The organism is Mesorhizobium sp. B2-8-5, assembly GCF_006440675.2.
Taxonomy (GTDB): domain Bacteria; phylum Pseudomonadota; class Alphaproteobacteria; order Rhizobiales; family Rhizobiaceae; genus Mesorhizobium.
Map to the genome: position 1 here is coordinate 2,802,507 of NZ_CP083951.1, position 20,384 is coordinate 2,822,890.

21 protein-coding genes are annotated in these 20,384 nt (G+C 62.4%); 15 read left to right on the top strand and 6 right to left on the bottom strand.

All coding sequences use genetic code 11. From position 1 onward, the window contains the following. Positions 1-61 precede the first annotated feature (61 nt). Entirely contained in the window at positions 62-934 is an 873-nt protein-coding gene (locus FJ430_RS13670) for an SDR family NAD(P)-dependent oxidoreductase (protein ID WP_210242121.1), read from the bottom strand. A gap of 206 nt (positions 935-1,140) precedes the next feature. Here FJ430_RS13670 and FJ430_RS13675 point away from each other — a divergent pair, with 206 nt between their 5' ends. The 6 genes from FJ430_RS13675 to FJ430_RS13700 all read left to right on the top strand — a co-directional run bounded on the left by FJ430_RS13675 (position 1,141) and on the right by FJ430_RS13700 (position 6,385). Beyond that, complete coding sequence (locus FJ430_RS13675) at positions 1,141-2,577, top strand: extracellular solute-binding protein (protein WP_140652753.1); 1,437 nt, start codon at positions 1,141-1,143, stop codon at positions 2,575-2,577. A gap of 32 nt (positions 2,578-2,609) precedes the next feature. Beyond that, the gene (locus tag FJ430_RS13680; protein ID WP_140710464.1) at positions 2,610-3,527 is read left to right on the top strand and encodes a carbohydrate ABC transporter permease; all 918 of its coding nucleotides are present in this window, start codon (positions 2,610-2,612) and stop codon (positions 3,525-3,527) included. Next, entirely contained in the window at positions 3,524-4,357 is an 834-nt protein-coding gene (locus FJ430_RS13685; protein ID WP_140710466.1) for a carbohydrate ABC transporter permease, read from the top strand. Before FJ430_RS13680 ends, FJ430_RS13685 begins: the two co-directional genes overlap by 4 nt. Next, a complete protein-coding gene (locus FJ430_RS13690) occupies positions 4,354-5,256 on the top strand; it encodes an SMP-30/gluconolactonase/LRE family protein (protein ID WP_140710468.1) in 903 nt (300 codons plus the stop codon). The genes FJ430_RS13685 and FJ430_RS13690 overlap by 4 nt, the downstream gene beginning before the upstream one ends. Then, positions 5,253-6,083: an SDR family NAD(P)-dependent oxidoreductase gene (locus FJ430_RS13695; RefSeq protein ID WP_140710470.1), complete on the top strand. Its 831-nt coding sequence runs from the start codon at positions 5,253-5,255 to the stop codon at positions 6,081-6,083. Before FJ430_RS13690 ends, FJ430_RS13695 begins: the two co-directional genes overlap by 4 nt. Positions 6,084-6,193: 110 nt before the next feature. Continuing rightward, positions 6,194-6,385, top strand: coding sequence for an SDR family oxidoreductase (locus FJ430_RS13700; protein WP_140710472.1), 192 nt, complete (start codon positions 6,194-6,196; stop codon positions 6,383-6,385). Positions 6,386-6,529: 144 nt separating this feature from the next. On the opposite strand, the gene FJ430_RS13705 is transcribed toward FJ430_RS13700, so the two are convergent. From FJ430_RS13705 to FJ430_RS13720, 4 genes are read right to left on the bottom strand one after another with little or no spacing between them, the layout of a single operon-like run. Then, entirely contained in the window at positions 6,530-6,703 is a 174-nt protein-coding gene (locus FJ430_RS13705; RefSeq protein WP_181167035.1) for a hypothetical protein, read from the bottom strand. Between the two features lie 31 nt (positions 6,704-6,734). After that, entirely contained in the window at positions 6,735-7,862 is a 1,128-nt protein-coding gene (locus tag FJ430_RS13710) for a WD40 repeat domain-containing protein (RefSeq protein ID WP_140710474.1), read from the bottom strand. Next, complete coding sequence (locus FJ430_RS13715) at positions 7,859-8,200, bottom strand: hypothetical protein (RefSeq protein WP_140710476.1); 342 nt, start codon at positions 8,198-8,200, stop codon at positions 7,859-7,861. The genes FJ430_RS13710 and FJ430_RS13715 overlap by 4 nt, the downstream gene beginning before the upstream one ends. Further along, positions 8,200-8,655, bottom strand: coding sequence for a hypothetical protein (locus tag FJ430_RS13720; RefSeq protein ID WP_140710478.1), 456 nt, complete (start codon positions 8,653-8,655; stop codon positions 8,200-8,202). Before FJ430_RS13720 ends, FJ430_RS13715 begins: the two co-directional genes overlap by 1 nt. Positions 8,656-9,231: 576 nt before the next feature. Here FJ430_RS13720 and FJ430_RS13725 point away from each other — a divergent pair. The 9 genes from FJ430_RS13725 to FJ430_RS13765 all read left to right on the top strand — a co-directional run bounded on the left by FJ430_RS13725 (position 9,232) and on the right by FJ430_RS13765 (position 18,526). After that, on the top strand, positions 9,232-10,905 hold the full coding sequence (locus tag FJ430_RS13725; protein WP_210242122.1) for an aromatic/alkene/methane monooxygenase hydroxylase/oxygenase subunit alpha: 1,674 nt from the start codon (positions 9,232-9,234) through the stop codon (positions 10,903-10,905). A gap of 102 nt (positions 10,906-11,007) precedes the next feature. Further along, positions 11,008-12,066, top strand: a complete 1,059-nt coding sequence (locus tag FJ430_RS13730; RefSeq protein ID WP_140710482.1) for an NADH:ubiquinone reductase (Na(+)-transporting) subunit F — start codon at positions 11,008-11,010, stop codon at positions 12,064-12,066. Positions 12,067-12,117: 51 nt separating this feature from the next. Then, positions 12,118-13,176 (top strand): aromatic/alkene monooxygenase hydroxylase subunit beta, encoded by a 1,059-nt coding sequence (locus FJ430_RS13735; protein WP_140710485.1) that lies wholly within the window; start codon positions 12,118-12,120, stop codon positions 13,174-13,176. A 17-nt stretch (positions 13,177-13,193) separates the two neighbouring features. Next, positions 13,194-13,562: an MmoB/DmpM family protein gene (locus FJ430_RS13740; protein ID WP_140535648.1), complete on the top strand. Its 369-nt coding sequence runs from the start codon at positions 13,194-13,196 to the stop codon at positions 13,560-13,562. A 92-nt stretch (positions 13,563-13,654) separates the two neighbouring features. Continuing rightward, positions 13,655-14,677: an amidohydrolase family protein gene (locus FJ430_RS13745; protein ID WP_140640420.1), complete on the top strand. Its 1,023-nt coding sequence runs from the start codon at positions 13,655-13,657 to the stop codon at positions 14,675-14,677. A gap of 5 nt (positions 14,678-14,682) precedes the next feature. Further along, a complete protein-coding gene (locus tag FJ430_RS13750; protein WP_140710487.1) occupies positions 14,683-15,480 on the top strand; it encodes an iron-sulfur cluster assembly protein in 798 nt (265 codons plus the stop codon). Positions 15,481-15,658: 178 nt separating this feature from the next. Continuing rightward, on the top strand, positions 15,659-17,290 hold the full coding sequence (locus tag FJ430_RS13755) for a molecular chaperone GroEL (RefSeq protein ID WP_140710489.1): 1,632 nt from the start codon (positions 15,659-15,661) through the stop codon (positions 17,288-17,290). 30 nt (positions 17,291-17,320) lie between these two features. After that, positions 17,321-18,364 (top strand): NAD(P)-dependent alcohol dehydrogenase, encoded by a 1,044-nt coding sequence (locus tag FJ430_RS13760; protein ID WP_140710491.1) that lies wholly within the window; start codon positions 17,321-17,323, stop codon positions 18,362-18,364. A 21-nt stretch (positions 18,365-18,385) separates the two neighbouring features. Continuing rightward, positions 18,386-18,526 carry a hypothetical protein gene (locus tag FJ430_RS13765; protein ID WP_181175577.1) on the top strand — a complete coding sequence of 47 codons (141 nt, stop codon included), beginning with the start codon at positions 18,386-18,388 and terminating at the stop codon, positions 18,524-18,526. 84 nt (positions 18,527-18,610) lie between these two features. On the opposite strand, the gene FJ430_RS13770 is transcribed toward FJ430_RS13765, so the two are convergent. Then, positions 18,611-20,323 (bottom strand): sigma-54-dependent Fis family transcriptional regulator, encoded by a 1,713-nt coding sequence (locus FJ430_RS13770; RefSeq protein ID WP_413467850.1) that lies wholly within the window; start codon positions 20,321-20,323, stop codon positions 18,611-18,613. Positions 20,324-20,384: the final 61 nt, after the last annotated feature.

Sequence of the window (20,384 nt, forward strand, 5' to 3'; positions counted from 1 at the left end):
GCGCGCGCTATATCTTTCAGCGTGGCACGTGCAGAGGGAAGCGCAGCTGGTGTCGATGTTTTCACGAGACCTTCCCGTACCTCTCTAGCAGAGCTGCGTCCGGCTCGTAACGATAGCAGCGGGAGGTCAGGCCGCCATCGACCGCGAGAGACTGGCCGGTGACGAAGGAGGCTTCCGACGAGATAAGCCATGACACCGCCGCCGCTATCTCCCCCGGTTCGCCTATGCGTTCCAGCGGATGCTGGATGGACATTTCCCGTTCGGCGCGGGTGCTGTCCGGGCTATCGCGGATAACCCGCTGCACGAGCGATGTGCGCACCGCGCCGGGCGCCACTGCATTGGCTCGAATGCCCACCGGTCCGTATTCGACCGCGATGTAGCGGGTCAGCGCGTCAATGCCGGCCTTGGCGACGTCATAAGCCGCCCACATGTTGAAGGCGGAGCGGCCATGCACCGACGAGACGTTGACGATCGACCCGGCGACGCGGTCTCTCACCCATGTCTGGATCGCTTCCGAAGAGCCCCAGAAATGCGACATCAAATTGACCGCAAAGACGCGCTCGACATCGGCGTCTTTCGGTTCATGCAGATTGCCCATCAGAGCGATACCGACATTGTTGACCCAGCCTCGCAGGGGCGCGAGCTTTTCGGCGGCCTCTCGCGCTTTCTTCAGCACGGCACGGTCGGAGGCGTCGCCGCAAAGGCAGCCATGTCCCTTGCCCAGCTTCTTGCCCAGGTCAGATGCCGTTTCAGGGTTGATTTCAAGGCCGACGACGTTCCATCCATCGGCCGCCAGACGAACGGCTATGGCATGGCCGATGCCGTCGCCGGCTCCCGTTACGACAACGCTTCCGAGACTCATCGAGACCTCCCATTGGATCCGGGCGGGCGGCTCGGCTTGTCGACGCGCCATGGGTTTGTTGGTCGGCTTCAAGGGTCGTGCAGGACACACAACTAGAAGCTGCCCCCAACGCCTGTCAAGCGCATGGTTCCGGACCGTGCTCGGTTGCACTACAGCTCTCAATTATCACGCCGAATATGTTTGAGCAATCGATTGACTGTTGGGTTGTTCGGATGCACTGTTGCGTCAAGCCGGATGAATGAAACCGGCGGTGAAGAGAAAACCGGGGAGAGAGAATCATGGATGGAAAACTGGACAACCGGCATCTCGCCAAGGCCAAATCCGGCCATGCCGACGCGGCCGGCCTCACGCGTCGGGATCTGATGCAGCGCGCCGCGATGCTCGGCATCGCCGGCGCCTTCGCCAATTTCGGCTTCCCGGCGCTCGCCGCCGATTTCGACTGGAAGAAGCATGCCGGCACCAAGCTCAGCATCCTGATGACGGGCGACGAGAACGACCACCGGGCGTTGGGCGACATGTTGGACAAATTCAAGGAAGACACCGGCATGGAACTGGAGATCACGTCTCCGGCGCTGGGCGCGCTGATCGAAAAGACGCTGCAGAACCTGAAGGCCGACCATTCTTCGTTCGAGCTCATCGAATATCTCGGCTTCCTGACCACCCAGCAGGTCGGCGCCGGCTATTACGAGCAGCTCAATTCCTACATCGACGATCCGTCGAAGACCCCTCCGGACTGGGACGTCGCCGACTTCCTGCCGCCGGCCATGTCCAATGTCGGTATTTTCGACATGGCATCCGGGACCGTCGGCAAGGGCAAGGACATCTATGGCATTCCGGGCCTGCATTCCGGCTCGGTCATCTACTTCTACCGCAAGGATCTGTTCGAGGCGGCGGGCCTGAAGCCGGCCACGAACTGGGACGAGTTCAAAGACGCGGCGATAAAGCTCAACAAGGACGATGTCGCCGGCTGTTCCTTCATCGGCGCCAATGATTTCTCGCTCGCCGCCGTCGACTGGTACACGCGCTTCATCACCACGGGCGGCAAGCTGATGAGCGGCAGCCCGAAGGAAAAGAACTTCAAACCGAACGTGAATTCGCCCGAAGGCATCGGCGCGCTGCAGATGCTGATCGATCTTCTGCCCTACGCGCCGAAGAACGTGACGAAATACGGCTTTGCCGAGAACGTCGACGGCTTTTCCACCGGCAAGATCGCGCAGATGATCTTTTGGTCGACCATCGCCGGCCCAATCCTCAACGGCGACAATTCGATGGTGTCGGACAAGACGGGCACCGGTCCAGTGCCAGCCAAACCGGGCGAGACGGCGCGGGCAATTCAGGGCGGCTGGGGCATGGGCATTCCGAAGAACATCGATCCGGCCAAGAAGGATGCTGCCTGGCTCGCGTTGACCTGGATGACCAGCAAGGCGTTCAACAAGTTCGAGGTCGAGAAGTACCAGATCGACGCCAGCCGCACCTCGGCGTTCACCGATCCCGACCTTGTTGCCAAGCTACCCTATCTGCCGGACGCGCTGAAAGCGGCGTCGACGGCGGAGATCATTCCAACCTCGCTGATCCCGGAATTCTTCCAGTTGAACGACATCATGAATGTCGAGTTCAACGCCGCGCTGATCGGCACGCAGGATGCCAAGACCGCCTGCGAAAAGGTACAGACGCAGTGGGAGGCCATGCTGCGCAAGGCCGGCCATCTCGCCTGATCGGCTCACGATCGTCGGTTTGGAAGTGAGTGATGAGCATTGCTGCGCCGGCGTCGGCGAAATTCGTGTTCGGCACGCGCGACAGGCCGGGGAGGTCGGTATGGCTGCTCCTCGGTCCGTGCATCGCCTATCTCGTCATCTTCAGCATCTATCCGCTGTTCCACAGCCTGCGCCTGTCGCTGACCGACCTCACCGCGGCGACAGGCACCGGCAATTTCGTCGGTCTCGACAATTATCGCGCATTGCTGGTCGATCCGCAGTTCTGGAACGCGGCCTGGAACAGCGCCGTCATGGTGTCCTTGTCGGTGGCGATCCAGGTGGTTCTCGGCGTTGCGCTCGCCATGTTCTTCAACCTCCAGCTGCGCGGGTCGTGGATTGTGCGCGGCATCCTGCTCTTGCCGATGCTGATGACGCCAATCGTCGTCGGCGTCATGTGGCGGGCACTGCTCAATCCCGACTGGGGACTTGTCGATTGGGCCATCAAAGCGGTCGGACTGACGCCGCCCGACTGGCTGGGTACGGTCAGTATGTCGATGGTTACCGTCATCATGGTCGACTGCTGGCAATGGACGCCGTTCGTGTTCATGATCGTCTTCGCCCGACTGCAAGCCCTGCCGCAGGAGGTGTTCGAAGCGGCGCAGGTCGATGGCGCTGGCCCGGTCGTTACCTTCCGCCGCATCACCTTGCCGATGTTGAGGCCGGCGATCGTCTTTGCCGCCGTCTTCCGCGCGGTGGACGCCTTCCGCTCCTTCGATCTGATCTACGGGCTGAGCTATGGCGGTCCAGCGCGCAGCACCACGACGCTGAGTTTCTTTTCGTTCCAGAACGGGTTCCAGTTCCAGAACTACGGCTATGCGGCTGCGGTCGCCTATATGATGCTGATCATCCTCGCCGTCGGCACTACGGTCCTGTTGCAATACGTTCAGCTGCGGCCAGGGAATTCACGATGAAGTTCCGGCCCGGCAGGATCATCGCCTATCTGTTTCTGATCGTGCTTGCGGTCGTCGGCGCAGCACCCTTCCTTTATCTCGTCGTGCTGTCGACCAAGAAGCGCATCGAGATCCTGGCGCAGGTGCCGCCGAAGCTGACGTTCACCTGGGTGCAGGCGGCCAAAAACTACAACGAGGTGCTGTTCAGCCAGGGCATGCTGAGCTTTACGTTGAACTCGCTGATCGTGGTCAGCATCGCCACGGCGATCGCGCTTGTCATCGGCACGCCCGCTGCCTACGCGTTTTCGCGGCTGCGCTTCCAGAACAGCGAGCGCCTTGCCAGCACCATTCTATCTATGCGTTTCATGCCGCCAATCGCGGTTGCGATCCCACTTTTCCTGATGGTCAAGGCCGCGGGCCTGCAGGACAGCTATCCCGGGCTGATCCTGCCCTACGTCGCCTTCTCGCTGCCGCTTGTGGTTTGGATCATGATCGGCTTCTTCGACGAGATCCCAGGCGAGATCGACGAGGCGGCCCTGATCGACGGCTGCACGCGCGTCAGCGCGCTCTGGTATGTCATGCTGCCGATCGTCAGGCCCGGCCTCGTCACGGCGGCGCTGTTCGGCGCGCTGTTCATCTGGAACGAGTTCCTCGTCGCGCTGTATGTCATCGATTCGCGCGCGTTCCAGACCATCTCGCTCGGCGCCGCGACGCTGGTCAGCGCACAGCGTCCGATCGACTGGAACATCGCCGCAACGGTGGGTGTCGTCACGGTCATTCCGATCCTCATCTTCTCGCTCTTCGTCCAGCGCTACATTGTGCGCGGAATAACCGCCGGAGCTGTCAAATGAACTACGATCTCAAGCCGGAACTCGTGACTTCGGATCTCGGCTGGCCAGAGGGGCCGACCGTGATGCCGGACGGCAGCGTTGTCTTCGTTGAGAGCTACCGCAGCCAGCTGACCCTCGTCGGCAAGGACGGCAAGGCCAGGCAATTCGCCTACGTCACCGGCGCGCCGAATTCATGCGTGCTGGGTTCCGACGGCGCGCTCTACGTTTGCCAGAACGGCGGCACGGTCGGCCCGTGGCGCGCAGCCGAGATGACCTTGCCGTCGATCCAGCGGGTGCGGCCAGGCGGCAAGCCGGAAATCCTGGTGAGCGAAGTCGACGGCGTCAAGATGAATGGGCCGAACGATCTGGTCTTCGGGCCGGATGGCACACTGGTCTGGACCGATCCGGGGACCTATAATCCGGCCAATCCCGATCCGAGCTACATCTATGCACTGTCGCCGGACGGCAGGGCCAGCGTGAAGGTCGCGTTTCCCGCGCCAACGTTTCCGAACGGGGTCGTCGTCGAGGCCGACGGCTCGATCGTGTGGGATGAATCCTACACCGGCCATGTTTGCCGGCTGAAAACCGACGGAACGATTGAGGATCTCGGCAGGATGCCAGGCAAGAATCCCATTCTCGATGGCATGGCGATCGCCAAGGACGGCTCCCTGCTCGTTACCGACCTCGTTGGCGAAGGGTTTCACGTTTTGGCGCGCGATGGCACGCCGAAGGGCTTCGTGCGCACCGGCGGCTGTCCGACCAATCTTGCCTTCGATGGCGAAACGCTTTGGGTAACGGACGCCAGCGTCCTGGCTAGCAGCGCAGAGCCCAATTATGCGGGGCGATTGTGGCGGCTTACATTTCCTGGCGGCGGCGCTCCTACCTACAAGGGCTCGATCGGGATGGAGGCCAAGGCATGAGTGCGCGAGAAGCCTTTCCGGGCCTCTCCTACAAGGGAAAGGTTGCGTTTGTCACCGGCGGCGGCTCCGGGATCGGCCGCGAGACGGCGCTGACGCTCGCCGATCTGGGCGCCGATGTCGCGGTCCTCGATTGGACCGCCGGCGCGGCCGATGCCACGGCCGAGGCTGTGCGGAAGATTGGGCGCAAGGCCGTTGCCTTCAATGGAGATACAGGCGACGAGAAAACGGTTGTGGATGCCTTCGCGGCGACGCGCCAACAGCTCGGCGAGATCGACGTTGCGGTTGCCTGTGCCGGGATACTGGGCGCCGGCGGTCCGGTGTTCGAAACCTCGGTCGCGGATTTCGAGCAGGTAATGGCCGTCAATGTGCGTGGCTCGTTCCTGGTCACGCGCGAGGCCGCCAGCGGCATGCGACAGCGCAAGCGAGGCGCGATCGTGCTGCTGTCCAGCCTGGACGGCCTGCAGGCAGAGCACGGCATGTTTTCGTATTGCACATCCAAGGGCGCGCTGCTCAATTTGGCCCGCGCCGCCGCGCTCGATCTGGCGCGCGACGGTGTAACGGTAAATTGCGTGTGCCCGAGCGTGACGCACACGCCGCTGCTTGCGGGCCGCCTGGCAACACTGCCGAACGGCGACGAGATACTTGCCTCCTATGCAGCGCGCCATCCGCTCGGCCGGGTGCTGACGCCGCGCGATATTGCCTCCGCGATCGCTTTTGTCGCGTCGCCGATCGCCAATGGCATCACCGGGGCTGCGATCCCGGTCGACGCCGGTATCGGCGCGACCTGGGACAACTACCGCGATCCGCCGTGGATCGCTGCTGGCTGAAACGGGCGTCGGGCAATGCGGGACATTGATGCCTTTGGCCCACGAAAAGGCCAGCAAAATCAATACCCGTGACACATCCTCCGGGCCTACCATTATCTTTGATTCAATTGATGGAAGACCTCGGCCAAAAACGTTTTGGGCTCATTGTGGGCCGGCGTAAGACATTGCTGGACCTGATGCCGATGCGCGCTTTCGCCGACACGGCCGATGTGGCGGCGGCGGTTCTGTATCTGGCGTCACCGGCTGCCAAGATCGTCACCGGCCATGTCCTGGCGGTTGACGGTGGCTATCTTGCCCGTTGAGTTCCCGATCACAGCCTGTCGATGCTGATCGTTGGCGCGGGCGATTCGAGCTGTGGCACGTGGTCCCCGCGGGTCCGGACCCAGCAACATGCGAACAGCTCTGCCAATCTTGAGGGCGCGCCGGGTCAAGAGCGCATCGGCAATTCAATTGGTCTTCAGCGGACCCGCCCGGTTTTCGGCGATCCACCGCGCGGCCAGCACCAGCGCCCCCATGCTGAAATCCTTGCCGTGCTTGGCAACCATCTCTTCCGACAATTTGGCAAGGCGTTCGAAAAAGGCGTCCTTGCTCTTTTCCTCTGCAGTGAGCTCGGTTTGCATTCCATCCTCCTGTTGTCGGGCTTCGCCCTGGCTATTTGAAAAGCATTGCCGGGAAGGTGACGATCGCAGCAGTTCCATCCACCATGCCCACAGCCAAGTGCTGTCCATCGCCGGACCAGGCCAGCGCTGTGATCGCGCTGCCTGAAAATTTCACGACGAGCTCGTCACGCGAGCCGATCTGGGCGACTGTGATGCGGCCGTTGGCGTAGCCGGCGGCGATAAGGCTTCTCACCGGATGCGCCGCCATTGTTTCAACTGGAACAGGTGCCGCACGACCCGTTTCCAGCGCGCCGGAAGCCGCATGCTCAAATGGCGGGACAGCCATTGACCAGCCAGCAATACGGAATGCGCCGGACGCAAACAGCGTGTTCTCTTGCGTGCTCCAGCACACGGTCCGGACCGGCGAAGGAAATCCGCCGACTACGCCCGATCGGCCATCTGACAGGCGCACAAGGCCAAAGCCTCCTGTCTCAAGTCCGCAGGCCAGCCATGAGCCGTCGTAGCTCCAGCGGATGGAAGCCGGGCGTGAGGGAGTGGAAAATTCGTTAATGAGCCCGGGACCGCCGTCGACCGCCCAGATCGACAGCCCGTTGCCGGAATCGAACGCGAGCCGGTTCGCGTCCGGCGAGAACGCGATGGCGTGCGTCGATGAGGACGCTGCCTGGCGGAGCCTTACCACTTCATCGTTGGCGCGCGCCAGGAACACATCATGTCCATCGCTGAAGGCCGTCATGGCCTTCGGGGCACCATGGGCGATAGCGAGGATCGGTCCGTCGATCTTGATCGGCGTTGGCGCAATCGCGCCGTCGGGTGCAAAATGCGTGGCTTCACCCGCACTCGTGCCGACGAGGAAGCCAGAACTGCGATAAGCGACGATCGGGACATCGCCGTCCCCAAGCGATGCGGAGGCGATCAAAGGTGCGTGCGGCTTCTCGCGGGGCCGGATCGTGGTCTGTCCGAGATCGCCGCTCACCCGGATCCTTGCCTCCGGCGGTTCCTGATCCGCCACCTTGCCGATGGCGACGGATCCGTCCACGGATGTGAATGCGATGGCGGAGCCATCGGCGCTGAAGCACACATCGGCAACCGCGGCCGGGCGCCGCCAGCCTCGTGCCAGCAGGTCGAACAGCGCCAGGTTCTGCGTCGTTTGCTGGTTCACGGCTTGTCTCCCCTAATGTCGCTCGTTGCTTCGGCAAGCGCGCGGTCGACATCCGCGACCTTGCCCTCGATTGCCACGATGCGTTCCTCGCTTTCGATGCATGCCTGCCTCATGGCCTCGGCACTCGCTTCAGCGTCATGCAAATCCCGCACCAGTTCAGCGCTGCCGCCATGCTTCCCGATTTCGAGCTGCAGGCGCAGCACCTCCATCTGGATGCCGGAGAGCATTTGATTGAACCGCTGCGCTTCGGCGGTGAGCGCCGAGACTTCGGCGACGAGAGCCAATCGTTGAGCGACCAGCACGGCCAGCCCAGCGTCGCGTCTTGTGCCGCCGCTCATCACTTTTTCTCGGCTGGTTTTTCGAAAGCGGACAGCAATCCCGGCAGGCCGTCTACCTGTTTCTGGAACTGCTTTTCGGCGGTTTCGATATGGCTCTTGAGTTGATCCCATATGTCGACGCGGATCATGGACGTGGTGTCGCCGGTAAGATGCTCGATCTCGGCGATGCGAAACTGGCGCGATAGCGATACCCCGGAAAACACGAAGTCGCGCAACAGGATCGCGTGGCTTTCAACGAACAGATGGATCATCGGATGCGTCTCCGTGGTGACGCCGCTGGCGGCAAGCTCGGCCCGGATGAAATCCTGGAAATGGCCTTGCAGACGGTGCTGGCTCTCACCCATGAATCGCATGACGAAAACGAGGTCACTCGGCATCAGCCTGACGAGTTCGGCGGTCACGTCGTCCGGTTGGCTTGGCCGGGGAAGGCCGGGGCTGTCATTGTTGCCTGGCATTGTCTTTCTCGGCATTGCCTCCCGCTCGAGATGGTCATCAAATCGAGATCGGTATCAAATAGTGTATGAAATAATCGAAATGAATAGGTGCGGACTATTTTATTCGTACCGCCTTTTCTAAGATTATATATTGCAGTGCACAAAATAGCACAAATATTACATATGTAATGTACAGATGTAAAATATCGTTACAATCATCTGGATGTTCGCCGGAGACAGCCACGACGGTCTCCGCCCAGGCGCTGCTCATAGGCCCGATTTTCAAACTGGCACGGCGCTTGCTTTACCTATTTGCATAAGAAGCCCATCGCGTTCCGACGCGGTGCCAAAAGAACGAAGGACCGGAGGAAGCCGCAGCACACGCGCTTCGATACGCCCATCGCAAGATGCGACTGGGGTGTCGCAGCGCCCCGCAGTCCACCTCGAGAACCTTTGCCGCGATCCACTTGAATGGCTGGACCCTGCGTCGCGCCTGGCGGCGCAACCCTTGTCATGCCGTTCGCAAACTCACCGGCGGCGTTGTGTGCCGTCTCATGCCTGGATCGAGGGATCCATGGCTCAACCTGGTGGAGGCTTATGACGATGTCGTCGTTGACACTTAACAAGATTACCTCGCAGCGCGGTATTTCCGTGGGCGAGGCGACCAAGAAGATTTCCGACCTCGGTTGGAACCCGACCTATGTCCAGGAAGCGATGACGTTTCCGACCGACTACAAGATCGCCAAGGCGCCGCGCGATCCGATGAAGCAGGTGCTGCGCTCCTATTTCCCCATGCAGGAGGAAAAGGACAATCGCGTCTACGGCGCGCTCGACGCCGCTCTTCGCGGCGACATGTTCCGCAATGTCGAGCCGCGCTGGGTGGAGTGGATGAAGCTCTTCCTCGCCATCATTCCCTTCCCGGAGATATCCGCCGCCCGCTCGATGGCGATGGTGGCGCGGCTGGCGCCCGGCGAGGATCTCAGGACCGGCTTCACCATGCAGATGGTCGACGAGTTCCGCCACTCGACGATCCAGATGAATCTGAAGAAATGGTACATGGAAAACTACATCGACCCGGCAGGGTTCGATATCACCGAAGAAGCCTTCGGCAAATGCTACGCGACCACGATCGGCCGCCAGTTCGGTGAAGGCTTCATCACCGGCGACACCATGACGGCCGCCTGCATGTACCTGACCGTCGTCGCCGAGACGGCGTTCACCAACACGCTCTTCGTCGCCATGCCTTCGGAAGCCGCGCGCAACGGCGACTATGCGCTGCCGACCGTGTTCCTCTCGGTGCAATCCGACGAGAGCCGCCACATCGGCAACGGTCACTCGCTGCTGATGGCCGCGCTGAAGGAGCCGGAGAACCACCTGCTGCTCGAGCGCGACATGCGCTACGCCTTCTGGCAGAACCACGCCATCGTCGACGCCGCGATCGGCACCTTCATCGAATACGGCACCACCAACCGCGACAAGAACAAGGAGTCCTACGCGGAAATGTGGCACCGCTGGATCTACGAGGACTACTACCGCACCTACATGCTGCCGCTCGAGAAATACGGCATCAAGATACATCACGACGATGTCCAGGCCGCCTGGGAGCGCATCACCAAGAAGAACTACGTCCACAAGGTTGGCCAGTTCTTCGCCGTCGGCTGGCCGGTCAACTTCTGGCGCATCGAGGCGCAGACCGACAAGGACTTCGAGTGGTTCGAGCACAAATACCCAGGCTGGTACGCAGAGTTCGGCGACTTCTGGAAATGGTACGCCAAGCTCAGCCACAAGGGCGAGAAGGTGCTCTTGTTCAACAGCGATGTCGGCTACGTCTATCCGCACCGCTGCTGGTCCTGCCTGGTGCCTTGCCTGATCCGCGAGGACATGGTGGTCGACGAGATCGACGGGAAACTGCACACCTTCGCACACGAACTCGACCGCTGGACCGCTGTCGAAGCCTTCGCCGATGAGTATCAGGGCCGTCCGACGCCTGCGATGGGCCGCTTCAGCGGCAAGCGCGAGTGGGAGACGCTCTATGACGGCTGGGATCTCGCCGATGCGATCAAGGATCTCAACTTTGTCCGTTCCGACGGCAAGACATTGATCCCGCAGCCGCACCTGCGCTTCGGCGCCGACGAGCAGTGGACGCTCGACGACGTGCGCGGCAACATCCTCGGATCGCCGCTCAATGCGCTCCGCGGCATGTCGCCGGCCGATCGGGAGAAGCATCTGGCCGAGTATCGGGCAGGCTTCACCATCACGCCCATCAACTGACCATCCGAGCGCGGGGGCCGGGGTTTCCGACCCCCGCGACATTCCAGAGGAAGGCCATCTCCTGTCCTGCGGACGGGCCGGAGAGGAATTGGGAGGTTATCGATGACTGGTGCTCACACGGTGCGCCTGGAGCCGGTCGGCGTCGAGTTCGAGGTCGAACACGGCGAGACGGTCCTGAACGCGGCTTTCCGCCAGGGCATCGCGCTGCCGCATGGCTGCAAGGAAGGGCAATGCTCGGCCTGCAAATGCGTGCTGCTCGAAGGCGAAGTCGACATGCTTAAATACTCGACCTTCGCGCTCAACGACACGGAGAAGGAGAGCGGCCACGTCTTGTTGTGCCGGTCGATCGCCTATTCCGACATGCAGGTCGAGCTCCTCAATTACGACGAGGAGGTTCTGGCGAAATCAATCGCGGTGAAGACGTTCAAGGGCCGGATCTCGAAGTTCGAGCATCTTACCCACGACATCCGCGGCATCGAGATCGAGCTCGGCTCGCCGATAAAATTCTGGGCTGGCCAATATGTCGACATCACGGTCACCACGCAAAAAGGGGAGACGATTACGCGCTCGTTCTCCATGGCAAATACGCCGGACGAAACCCAAAAGCTCTCCTTCATCATCAAGAAATACCCCGAAGGAAAGTTCTCCGGAGAGCTCGATTCCGGAGGTATCCGCGTCGGAGCCGAGGTCAGCGTCGCCGGGCCCTATGGAACCTGCTTCCGGCGGGAAGGACGGCAAGGCCCCCTGATCCTGGTCGGCGCCGGCTCCGGCATGTCGCCGGTATGGTCGATCCTCAACGATCACCTGAAGAGCGGCGAGAAGCGGGACGTCTACTTCTTCTACGGCGCGCGGACCCCTACCGACCTGTTCTATCTCGACAGGATCGCCGAGCTTGCCGGCCGCCACCCGGAGCTGAATTTCATCCCGGTGCTGTCGCATGTGAATGGCGAGGCGTGGGACGGCGAGCGCGGCTTCGTCCACCAGGGCGTCGACGCCAAGCTCAAGCAGCTCGCGGTCGACGGGCAGGGCGACGTCTATGCCTGTGGTCCGCCGCCCATGATCGATGCGCTGCAGCCCGTGCTGTTCATGAACGGCTTCGAGACCGAACGCATCTTCTTCGATCGGTTCACCACATCGTCCAACGCCGTCCCCGCCCATTGAGGCGGGCCGGAGCGCAACATCAGAGCAACTGCAACAAAGGGAGTGAAGACAATGGTAGCAACGTCGAGTTCAGTAGGATCGGGAGCCGCGGGAGCCGCGATCTTCGCCGATTCGGACAGCCGCAAATATCGGTATTTCGAGCCGAGAGGCCAGCGCGCCACACACTATGAGGATGTCACGGTCGACGTGCAGCCCGACCCCGAGCGCTACCTGATCCAGGACTGGATCATCTCGTTCTCGAACGGCAAAGGCGCCTACATCAAGGACAACACTGCCGCCAGAAGCTCGAACTGGCATGCTTTCCGGGCTCCCGACCAGGAGTGGGAACGCACGCACTACCAGCGCCAGTCGAAGATCGAGACGATGGTGCAGAGCGTCATCACCAATGCCCGCCGCGCCGGCGCGCCGAAGACCTTCGACAAGGTCTGGGCCAAGCTGCTGCAGGCGCATCTCGGAGCTTGGAAGCACGCCGAATTCGGCCTGGGCACGTCGCTCATGCAGGCGCAGCGCTACGGCTACACGCAGATGATCAACAATGCGACGCTGACCAACTCCTCCTACAAGCTGCGGCTCGCCCAGGACATCACGCTCTATCTCGCCGAGATCGGCATGGACATCGTCGGCTGGGACGACGAGCTCGGCAAGAAGCATTGGCTCGAGGACGGCGTATGGCAGAGCACCCGCGAGGCGGTCGAGACCATCATGGGCACGACCGACTATCTGGAACAGTACTTCGCCATCAATATCGTGTTCGAGCCGCTGGTCGGCGAGTTGTTCCGCTCCGGTTTCCTGATGCAGGCGGCGGCGGCCAACCACGACTTCATCACGCCGCCGGTGATTTCGGCGGCTGAAGCCGACTACGAGCGCAACCTCGCCAACACCATCGACCTGGCCTACCTGCTCGCCCACGACGAGAAGCATGGCGCGGCAAACAGGAAGCTCTTCCAGAGCTGGGTGAACAAGCATGGCGCGCTTGCCGACAAGGCAGCCGCCGGCCTCCAGCCGATCTGGTCGATGCCTCATTCCAAGCCGGTTTCCTTCACCGACGTTCGCGCCCAATCCGAGGAACGGATCGGCCGGATCCTCGGCGAACTCGGCCTCAAGCGCTGAACAGGGGAGAAAAGATCATGTCAGTAGCAGCACGCGACGCCTCGCAGTCCAACATCTTCAAGTCGATGAAGGACATCACCTTTGAACAGACGATTTCGCACCAGTGCGGCGTCACCATGAACGACTCGGTCGAGGCACGCGCCATCGCCGAATTCATGGGCAAGAAGCCCGGGGTCATCGTCACCTACCAGCCGGCCATGATCCGCATCGACGGCGACGGCAAGCTGATCTTCAAGATGGACGAGATCAGCGAATATCTCGGCCGCGACATGACCGCCGAGATCTTCGAGGTCAACACCTCCACCCACTATGGCCGCATGGTGCGCGTCGACGACAACACCGTGATCCTGTTCGGGAACATGGACGAGGTCTTCGAATACATCTGAGGAAGCCCGAGACCCGGCGCGCCGCTCGGACGCGGCGCGCCGGCCCCCGTCAACACGACGCCCTATCAACATGACGACTGCGGAGGCAAGAAATGTACAGGACACCGGAAGGCAAGGACATCTTCGTGGTCGACGGCCACACCCATTTCTGGGATGGCAGCCCGGAAAACCAGAAGAACATCCACGGCAAGCAGTTCATTGACTGCTTTTATGCCTATCACACGGGCTTGAGCCCGAAGGAACAGCTCTGGGAGAAGGGCAAGTTCGAGAAATACAGCGCCGACGATCTCTACCGCGACCTGTTCATCGACGGCCCGGACGACGTGGCGATCGTCCAGTCGACCTATCTGAAGGATTTCTACAAGAACGGCTTCAACACGATCGAGCGCAATGCCGAGGTCGCCAAGCGCTATCCCGAGCGCTTCATCGTCAACGGCGCCTTCGATCCGCGCGACGGCGAGAAGGCGCTGGAATATATCCACTTCCTCAAGGAGACCTACGACGTCAAGGGCGTGAAGATGTACACGGCCGAATGGAATGGCGCCTCCAAAGGCTGGAAGCTCACCGACCCCGATGCCTACAAATGCTTCGAGCTGTGCGAAAAGCTCGGCATCAAAAACATCCACGTCCACAAGGGCCCTACGATCATCCCGCTCAGCAAGGACGCGTTCGACGTGCATGACGTCGACCATGCGGCGACGGATTTCCAGGGCCTCAACTGGATCATCGAGCATTGCGGGCTGCCGCGCCTCGACGATTTCTGCTGGATCGCGACGCAGGAAACCAACGTCTATGGCGGCCTGGCGGTGGCGCTTCCCTTCATCCATTCGCGCCCGCGCTATTTCGGCGAGGTCATCGGCGAATTGCTGTTCTGGATAGGACCGGAGAAAATCCTGTTCGGCTCCGACTACGCGATCTGGACGCCCCGTTGGCTTGTCGAGAAATTCTGGGCCTACCAGATCCCGCAGGACATCGCCGCGGAACGCGGTGTGCAACTGACCGACGAGATCAAGGAGAAGATTCTCGGCCTGAACGCCGCGCGTCTCTACGACATCGACATCGAAGCCAAGAAGAAGGCGCTCGCAAGCTCGCCCTTCAGCATCGCGGCGGAGTAGAAGCCATGGCAACCGCCAGTGTTTCCGACAGCCGCGAGAAGGAACTCTGGCGGCGCCTTGGCGAGGTCAACGACCCGGAACTCGACGAACCCATTGCCGAGATGGGCTTTGTCGAGCGGGCCGAGATGAAGGGTGACGGCAGCGTGGAGGTCGATTTCCGCCTGCCGACCTACTGGTGCTCACCCAACTTCGCCTTCCTCATGCTCGACGGCGTGCGCAAGGCGCTCGACCACCTCTCCTGGTCGCCCGCCTATCGTGTCCGGCTGCACGACCACATGTTCGCCGAAGAGGTCAATCGCGGCATCGAGGAAGGCAAGACGTTCGGCGATATATTCGCCGGACTCGCCGGGGATGAGGATATCGGCGCGCTGCGCGAGACCTTCAGCATGAAGGCTTTCAAGCGGCGTCAGGAAGCTGTGCTGCTCGCCCTGAGAAAGCAAGGGCTGACGGATCGCGAGATCCTCGGCATGGACCTTGCCGCGTATGATGTTGCCCGGCTCGGGTCCGGCGACGCGGCAAGGCAGAAGGAGCGATACCGGACAGCGCTTGTCGAGCGCTTTCCGGCGCGAAGGCAGGGCGACCCCGTCTTCCTCACCTGGGAGGGGCGCCAAATCTCGGCCGAGGCCCTCGATGCCCATCTCGCCGAACTGCGCGCCGTGCGCATCAACATGGAGTTCAACGGCGCGCTTTGCCGTGGGCTCAAGCAGGCAAGATACAAGGAGCTGGACGTGATCGACGGCGAGCCGACGCTGGTCGACTTCATCATGGATCGCGTGCCGGAGCGAAGCGCGCCGGCCACCTAATGCATGTCGCCCAAAAGTGCGTAGCGGTTTTGGGAGAACGACATGCATCAAACAAAGACTTAGAGCGCGTCGCCTGAATCCGTTTCTGCGCGACGCGCTCTAAGCAGAACCGAAGCAACGGCCTCCCACGCACGAGGCCCCCAACCAACAACCCGCCCGTAAGGCGGAAGGAGGAGTCATGCCCAAAATTATGCTTCACAATTCCGAGGCCCGCCGCGCGCTGGCCCGTGGTGTCTTTCGGCTCGCCGCGGCCGTCGAGCCTACGCTCGGTCCCAAAGGCATGAATGCCATGATCGACCGGCCGATCGGCACGCCGATCGTTACGCGCGACGGCGTCAGCATCGCCTCCGAGATCGAACTGCACGACCGTTTCGAGAACATGGGCGCGCAGGTCGTCCGCGAAGTGTCGATGCAGACCAACGAGGTCGCCGGCGACGGCACCACGACCGCCATCGTGCTCGCCAACGCGCTGATCCAGGGCGGCATCGAGGCGAATGAGCGCGGCGCCAAATCAGTCGACCTGTGCAAAGGCATCGAACTCGCCGTAACGGCGGTTGTGGATGCCCTCAAGGCATCGGCCAAGCCCGCCAAGGGCAACGGCATTCTCGCCTCCGTCGCCAATATCGCCGCGACCGACGCCAAGCTCGGCGCGTTGGTGGCGGAAGCGCATCAGCGCGTCGGCGCCGAAGGCGTCATCACCACCGACTTCAGCGTCACCACCGAGACCACGCTCGACGTGGTCGAAGGCATGTCCTTCGACCGCGGCTACCTCTCGCATCACATGGTCACGGACCAGGAGAAGATGGAGGCCGTGCTCGAGCGGCCCTTGATCCTGATGACCGATCTCAAGATCAAGGAGCCGCAATCACTCGAGGCCGCGCGCCGCATCGCCGACGAGGCCGACCGGCCGCTCTTGATCGTGTCCGAGGAAGTGTCGCCGGAAGTCGTCGTCACGCTGCTCGGCAAGCAGGGGCCAGGCAAATACCTCGTCGTGCATCCGCCGGAATACGGCCATTGGCGCAAGGCGATGATGGAGGATCTGGCGATCATCACCGGCGGCAGGGTGATAGCCCGCGATCTCGGCGGCCGCTTGGAGGATATCACGGTCGACGATCTCGGAACCGCTGACCGCGTGAAGACGAGTTCGTCATACACTTCGATCATCTGCGGTGGCGGCAACCATGATGCGATCGCCTCGCGGCGTGCGCAGGTGCAGCGGCAATATGAGGCCGCCCCGCCGAACATCGAGCAGGACAAGCTGCGCGAGCGCCTGGCCAAGCTTTCCGGCGGGACCGCGATCCTCTATGCCGGCGGCGTCACGCCGGTCGAGCAGAAGCGGACAATCCAGCTGATCGAGGATTCGCTGAATGCGGTGCGCGCGGCTTCCGAGGAGGGCGTGGTCGCCGGCGGCGGTTCGGCGCTCGCCCAGATCGCGCCGATGCTCGACAAGGTGGCGACCGGTGTCGATGGCGACATCGCCGAAGGCGTGCGCCTGGTCCGCTCCGTGCTGACGCGGCCGCTGTGGCGCATCGCCGCCAATGCCGGCGCCGATCCCGAGGCCGTGGTGACCGAGGTGACGCGCATCAATGGCGGCTACGGCTACAACGCGTCCGCCGGCAGCTACCAGAACATGTTCGAAGCCGGGATCATCGATCCCGTCCGCGTCACGTATACGGCACTCGCCAACGCGGCGTCCGTGGCGACGCTCATCCTGACCACCGAGACATTGATCGGCGATCTTGCCGAGGACGAAGACCCGACGGCCGGGCCGGCGCTCGGCGGCGGCGCGGAAAAGCTTGGCCGCGCCTGAAACAATTCCCGGAACCGAGAGGACACGACGATGAAAGCTGCCAGACTCTACGAATACGATCCGAAAATGAACGTGAAGCTCAAGATCGAGGATGTCGCCGCGCCGACGATTACCGCACCGGATGAGGTGATCGTGCGCGTCGGCGCCGCCGGGCTGTGCCGCACCGACCTCCATATCATCGAAGGGGTGTGGAAGCCGACGATGGATCCCGACGGCAGCCTGCTGCCCTACATCATGGGGCACGAGAATGCCGGCTGGGTCGAGGAGGTCGGCAGCGGCGTCAGGTCGGTCAAGCGTGGCGACGCCGTGATCTGCCATCCGTTCCGCTCCTGCGGCATCTGCCTCAACTGCCGGCACGGCGAGGACATGTACTGCGACAACGGCCAGTTCCCCGGCCTCGGCATGAATGGCGGCTTCGCCGAGTATTTCATCACCAGCGAGCGCTCGCTGATCAAGCTCAACGCCAACGTCACGCCGATCGAGGTGGCGCCGCTGGCCGATGCCGGCATCACCGCCTACCGGGCCGCCAAGCGAGCGGCGAAGCTCCTGCGTCCGGGGAGCTACTGCGTCCTGCTCGGCATCGGCGGGCTGGGCCACATCGCGTTGCAGTCGCTGCATGCGATTTCAGGCTCCCGCATCATCGCCGTCGATCGCGAGCCGGCAGCGCGCGTGCTGGCCAAGGATCTCGGCGCCGACTTCGTGCTCGACGGCGGGCCGAACGTCGTCGAGGAGGTCAAGGCGATCACCGGCGGCGGCGCCCATGTGGTTATCGACTTCGTCGGCGAGCTGGGCGTCGAGAATATCTGCTGGAAGATGGTCCGCAAGGGCGGCCAGTTGTTCGTCGTGGGTTACGGCGGCGCCATCAATGTGCCGACCGCGTATCTGGTTATCGAGGAGATCAACATCGGCGGCAGCCTGGTCGGCAACTTCACCGAGCTTGTCGAGCTGATGGAGCTCAACGCCGACGGCAAGGTGAAGATGCACTACACCGAGTACAACCTCGCCAGCATCAACACCGCGCTCGACGACTTCAAGAACCGGCGGTTCACCGGCCGCGGCGTCATCGTTCCCTGAGAAAGTCCTGGACCGGATGCCATGTGGAGAAGGGCCGGCGGGGCGGCGCTGTCGCAACTGTGGCTCTACATCGTTGCCCCTTGCCTTGGTGCTGCCGCAACCGGACTGGCGCTACGCGTCGGCGTGATCGGTTCCGGCGAACAGGCGCCGCAGCCTGCCTGATCGGCCGTCGATCCATCATTCTCCGTTGACTGAAATCTTCGATCCCATGGCGCGAATGCCATGGGGTTGTTTTTTTGCGGCCGCTCAGACGAACCCGCGTCGGATGCCGTACTGCTCGAGCTTGCGGTAGAGTGTTGGCCGGGAAATGCCGAGCCTAAGGGCGACTTTGCTCAAGTTCCCGCCCTCTGCGGCAAGCGCGTTCCTGATCGCCTGCCGCTCGGCATCCTCGAATGTGCAAACGGGTGCCTCGAGCATGGCCGCGGGATTATCGCTTTGCATCGTGCCGCTGCCGTGGCCCGTCGTGATTTCCGAGGGGAGATCCTGGAGGTCGATGCCGCTGTCGCGCGCCAGAATATGCAGGCGCTCCATCATGTTTTTCAGTTCACGTACGTTGCCCGGCCAGCGGTAGGCAAGCAGCGCGTCGAGCGCTTGGGTTGAAAATTGCAACGGATCGTTGCCTGCCTTGGCAGCAATCTGGCGGTTGAAATGCTCGACCAGCAACAGCACGTCCTCGCCACGTTCGCGCAGGGCAGGGACACGGATCGAAACGGCCCCAATGCGGTAGTAGAGATCGCTGCGGAAGCGCCCGGCCGCGACTTCCTGCTTGAGATCGCGGTTGGTCGAGGCGACCAGGCGGACGTCCACCGGCCGTCCCCTGCTGTCGCCGATGCGATGAACCACACGCTCTTCCAGCACGCGCAGCAAGAACGGCTGGATCTCGAGCGGCAACTCACCAATCTCGTCGAGGCTGAGCACGCCACCATTGGCTTGTTCGAAAACGCCTGCCTTGCCGTCACGTGAGGCACCGGTAAAGGCGCCGGCCACATGGCCGAACAACTCGCTGCCAAACAACTCCCTGGTGATGGCGCCGCAATTCAACGCGACAAACGGATCGGTGTCGCTGCGCTGGCTGCCAGCATGGACAAGCCGGGCAAACAGCTCTTTGCCCACGCCGGTTTCGCCTTCTATCAGCAACGACGTTACACCGCTCGACCGGGCCACGCGGGAAGCGACGTCGACGGCGGCCAGCACCTTCTCGCTCTCGCCGACGATCATCGACGTCGCAGCCTGCAGCCGCTTGTCCGCCTCGCGGTTGATCGCCGCCACGCCCGAAACGATTGGCGCTGCCGGGAACACCAGGGCCGCCCCACTTAGGTTCCCGTCCAGCTTCAGCGGCGTGATGTGGCAAGACCTCAGATGCGCCGGGAGTGCCTTGGCGAGATCGTTGTCGGAGCCGGACGCCGGCAGGTTCATGAGCCAGCGACCGCGGCCCGGCTCCATCGGGCCGTCCGTCATCTCGGCTGTATCGCCATTGGGCACGTTGTTGCAGAAGATCGCTCGGCCACGGTGGTCGACGATCACCAGCCCGTCTTTTCCGCGGTAACCGGGTGCGGAGGAAATGAAGGCTTCGAGCAGGCGGGTGCGCTGTTCCTGCTGCTGCTCGGCCAGCGCCTTTTCGATCTGCCTGGCAGTGGCGGCGACAAGCGCGGTGTTGTGGGGACGGAAGATCGGCGAATAGCCCGACAGGTCGACGACGCCGACGATCTTCCCGTCCAGCGGGTCGCGGATCGGTGCGCCGGCGCAGGTCCAGCCTTTGATGCCAGCGCAGAAATGCTCGGCCGCGTGGACGAAGATCGGTTCGCCGGTCCACAGCGCGGTGCCGATGCCGTTGGTTCCGACGGCGCCCTCGTTCCATTTGCCGCCGATGGCGAGATGGATGTCCATGCCATCATGCAGGGTCTTCTTGTCACCGATGGCTTCGATCAGCACGCCGTCGCTGTCGGCGAGCACCAGCATCGCTCCCGTCCCTTCCAGCAGTGGGCCGAGAGAGGCGAACGGCCGCCGCGCCGCCGAAAGC

Coding starts and splice junctions, on each gene's coding strand:
- FJ430_RS13695 (WP_140710470.1), top strand. CDS start 5,253: ATGAGTGCGCGAGAAGCCTTTCCGGGCCTCTCCTACAAGGGAAAGGTT.
- FJ430_RS13690 (WP_140710468.1), top strand. CDS start 4,354: ATGAACTACGATCTCAAGCCGGAACTCGTGACTTCGGATCTCGGCTGG.
- FJ430_RS13700 (WP_140710472.1), top strand. CDS start 6,194: ATGGAAGACCTCGGCCAAAAACGTTTTGGGCTCATTGTGGGCCGGCGT.
- FJ430_RS13750 (WP_140710487.1), top strand. CDS start 14,683: ATGGCAACCGCCAGTGTTTCCGACAGCCGCGAGAAGGAACTCTGGCGG.
- FJ430_RS13765 (WP_181175577.1), top strand. CDS start 18,386: ATGTGGAGAAGGGCCGGCGGGGCGGCGCTGTCGCAACTGTGGCTCTAC.
- FJ430_RS13675 (WP_140652753.1), top strand. CDS start 1,141: ATGGATGGAAAACTGGACAACCGGCATCTCGCCAAGGCCAAATCCGGC.
- FJ430_RS13685 (WP_140710466.1), top strand. CDS start 3,524: ATGAAGTTCCGGCCCGGCAGGATCATCGCCTATCTGTTTCTGATCGTG.
- FJ430_RS13770 (WP_413467850.1), bottom strand. CDS start 20,323: ATGCTGGTGCTCGCCGACAGCGACGGCGTGCTGATCGAAGCCATCGGT.
- FJ430_RS13715 (WP_140710476.1), bottom strand. CDS start 8,200: ATGAGCGGCGGCACAAGACGCGACGCTGGGCTGGCCGTGCTGGTCGCT.
- FJ430_RS13705 (WP_181167035.1), bottom strand. CDS start 6,703: ATGCAAACCGAGCTCACTGCAGAGGAAAAGAGCAAGGACGCCTTTTTC.
- FJ430_RS13745 (WP_140640420.1), top strand. CDS start 13,655: ATGTACAGGACACCGGAAGGCAAGGACATCTTCGTGGTCGACGGCCAC.
- FJ430_RS13730 (WP_140710482.1), top strand. CDS start 11,008: ATGACTGGTGCTCACACGGTGCGCCTGGAGCCGGTCGGCGTCGAGTTC.
- FJ430_RS13720 (WP_140710478.1), bottom strand. CDS start 8,655: ATGCCAGGCAACAATGACAGCCCCGGCCTTCCCCGGCCAAGCCAACCG.
- FJ430_RS13760 (WP_140710491.1), top strand. CDS start 17,321: ATGAAAGCTGCCAGACTCTACGAATACGATCCGAAAATGAACGTGAAG.
- FJ430_RS13735 (WP_140710485.1), top strand. CDS start 12,118: ATGGTAGCAACGTCGAGTTCAGTAGGATCGGGAGCCGCGGGAGCCGCG.
- FJ430_RS13680 (WP_140710464.1), top strand. CDS start 2,610: ATGAGCATTGCTGCGCCGGCGTCGGCGAAATTCGTGTTCGGCACGCGC.
- FJ430_RS13740 (WP_140535648.1), top strand. CDS start 13,194: ATGTCAGTAGCAGCACGCGACGCCTCGCAGTCCAACATCTTCAAGTCG.
- FJ430_RS13755 (WP_140710489.1), top strand. CDS start 15,659: ATGCCCAAAATTATGCTTCACAATTCCGAGGCCCGCCGCGCGCTGGCC.
- FJ430_RS13725 (WP_210242122.1), top strand. CDS start 9,232: ATGACGATGTCGTCGTTGACACTTAACAAGATTACCTCGCAGCGCGGT.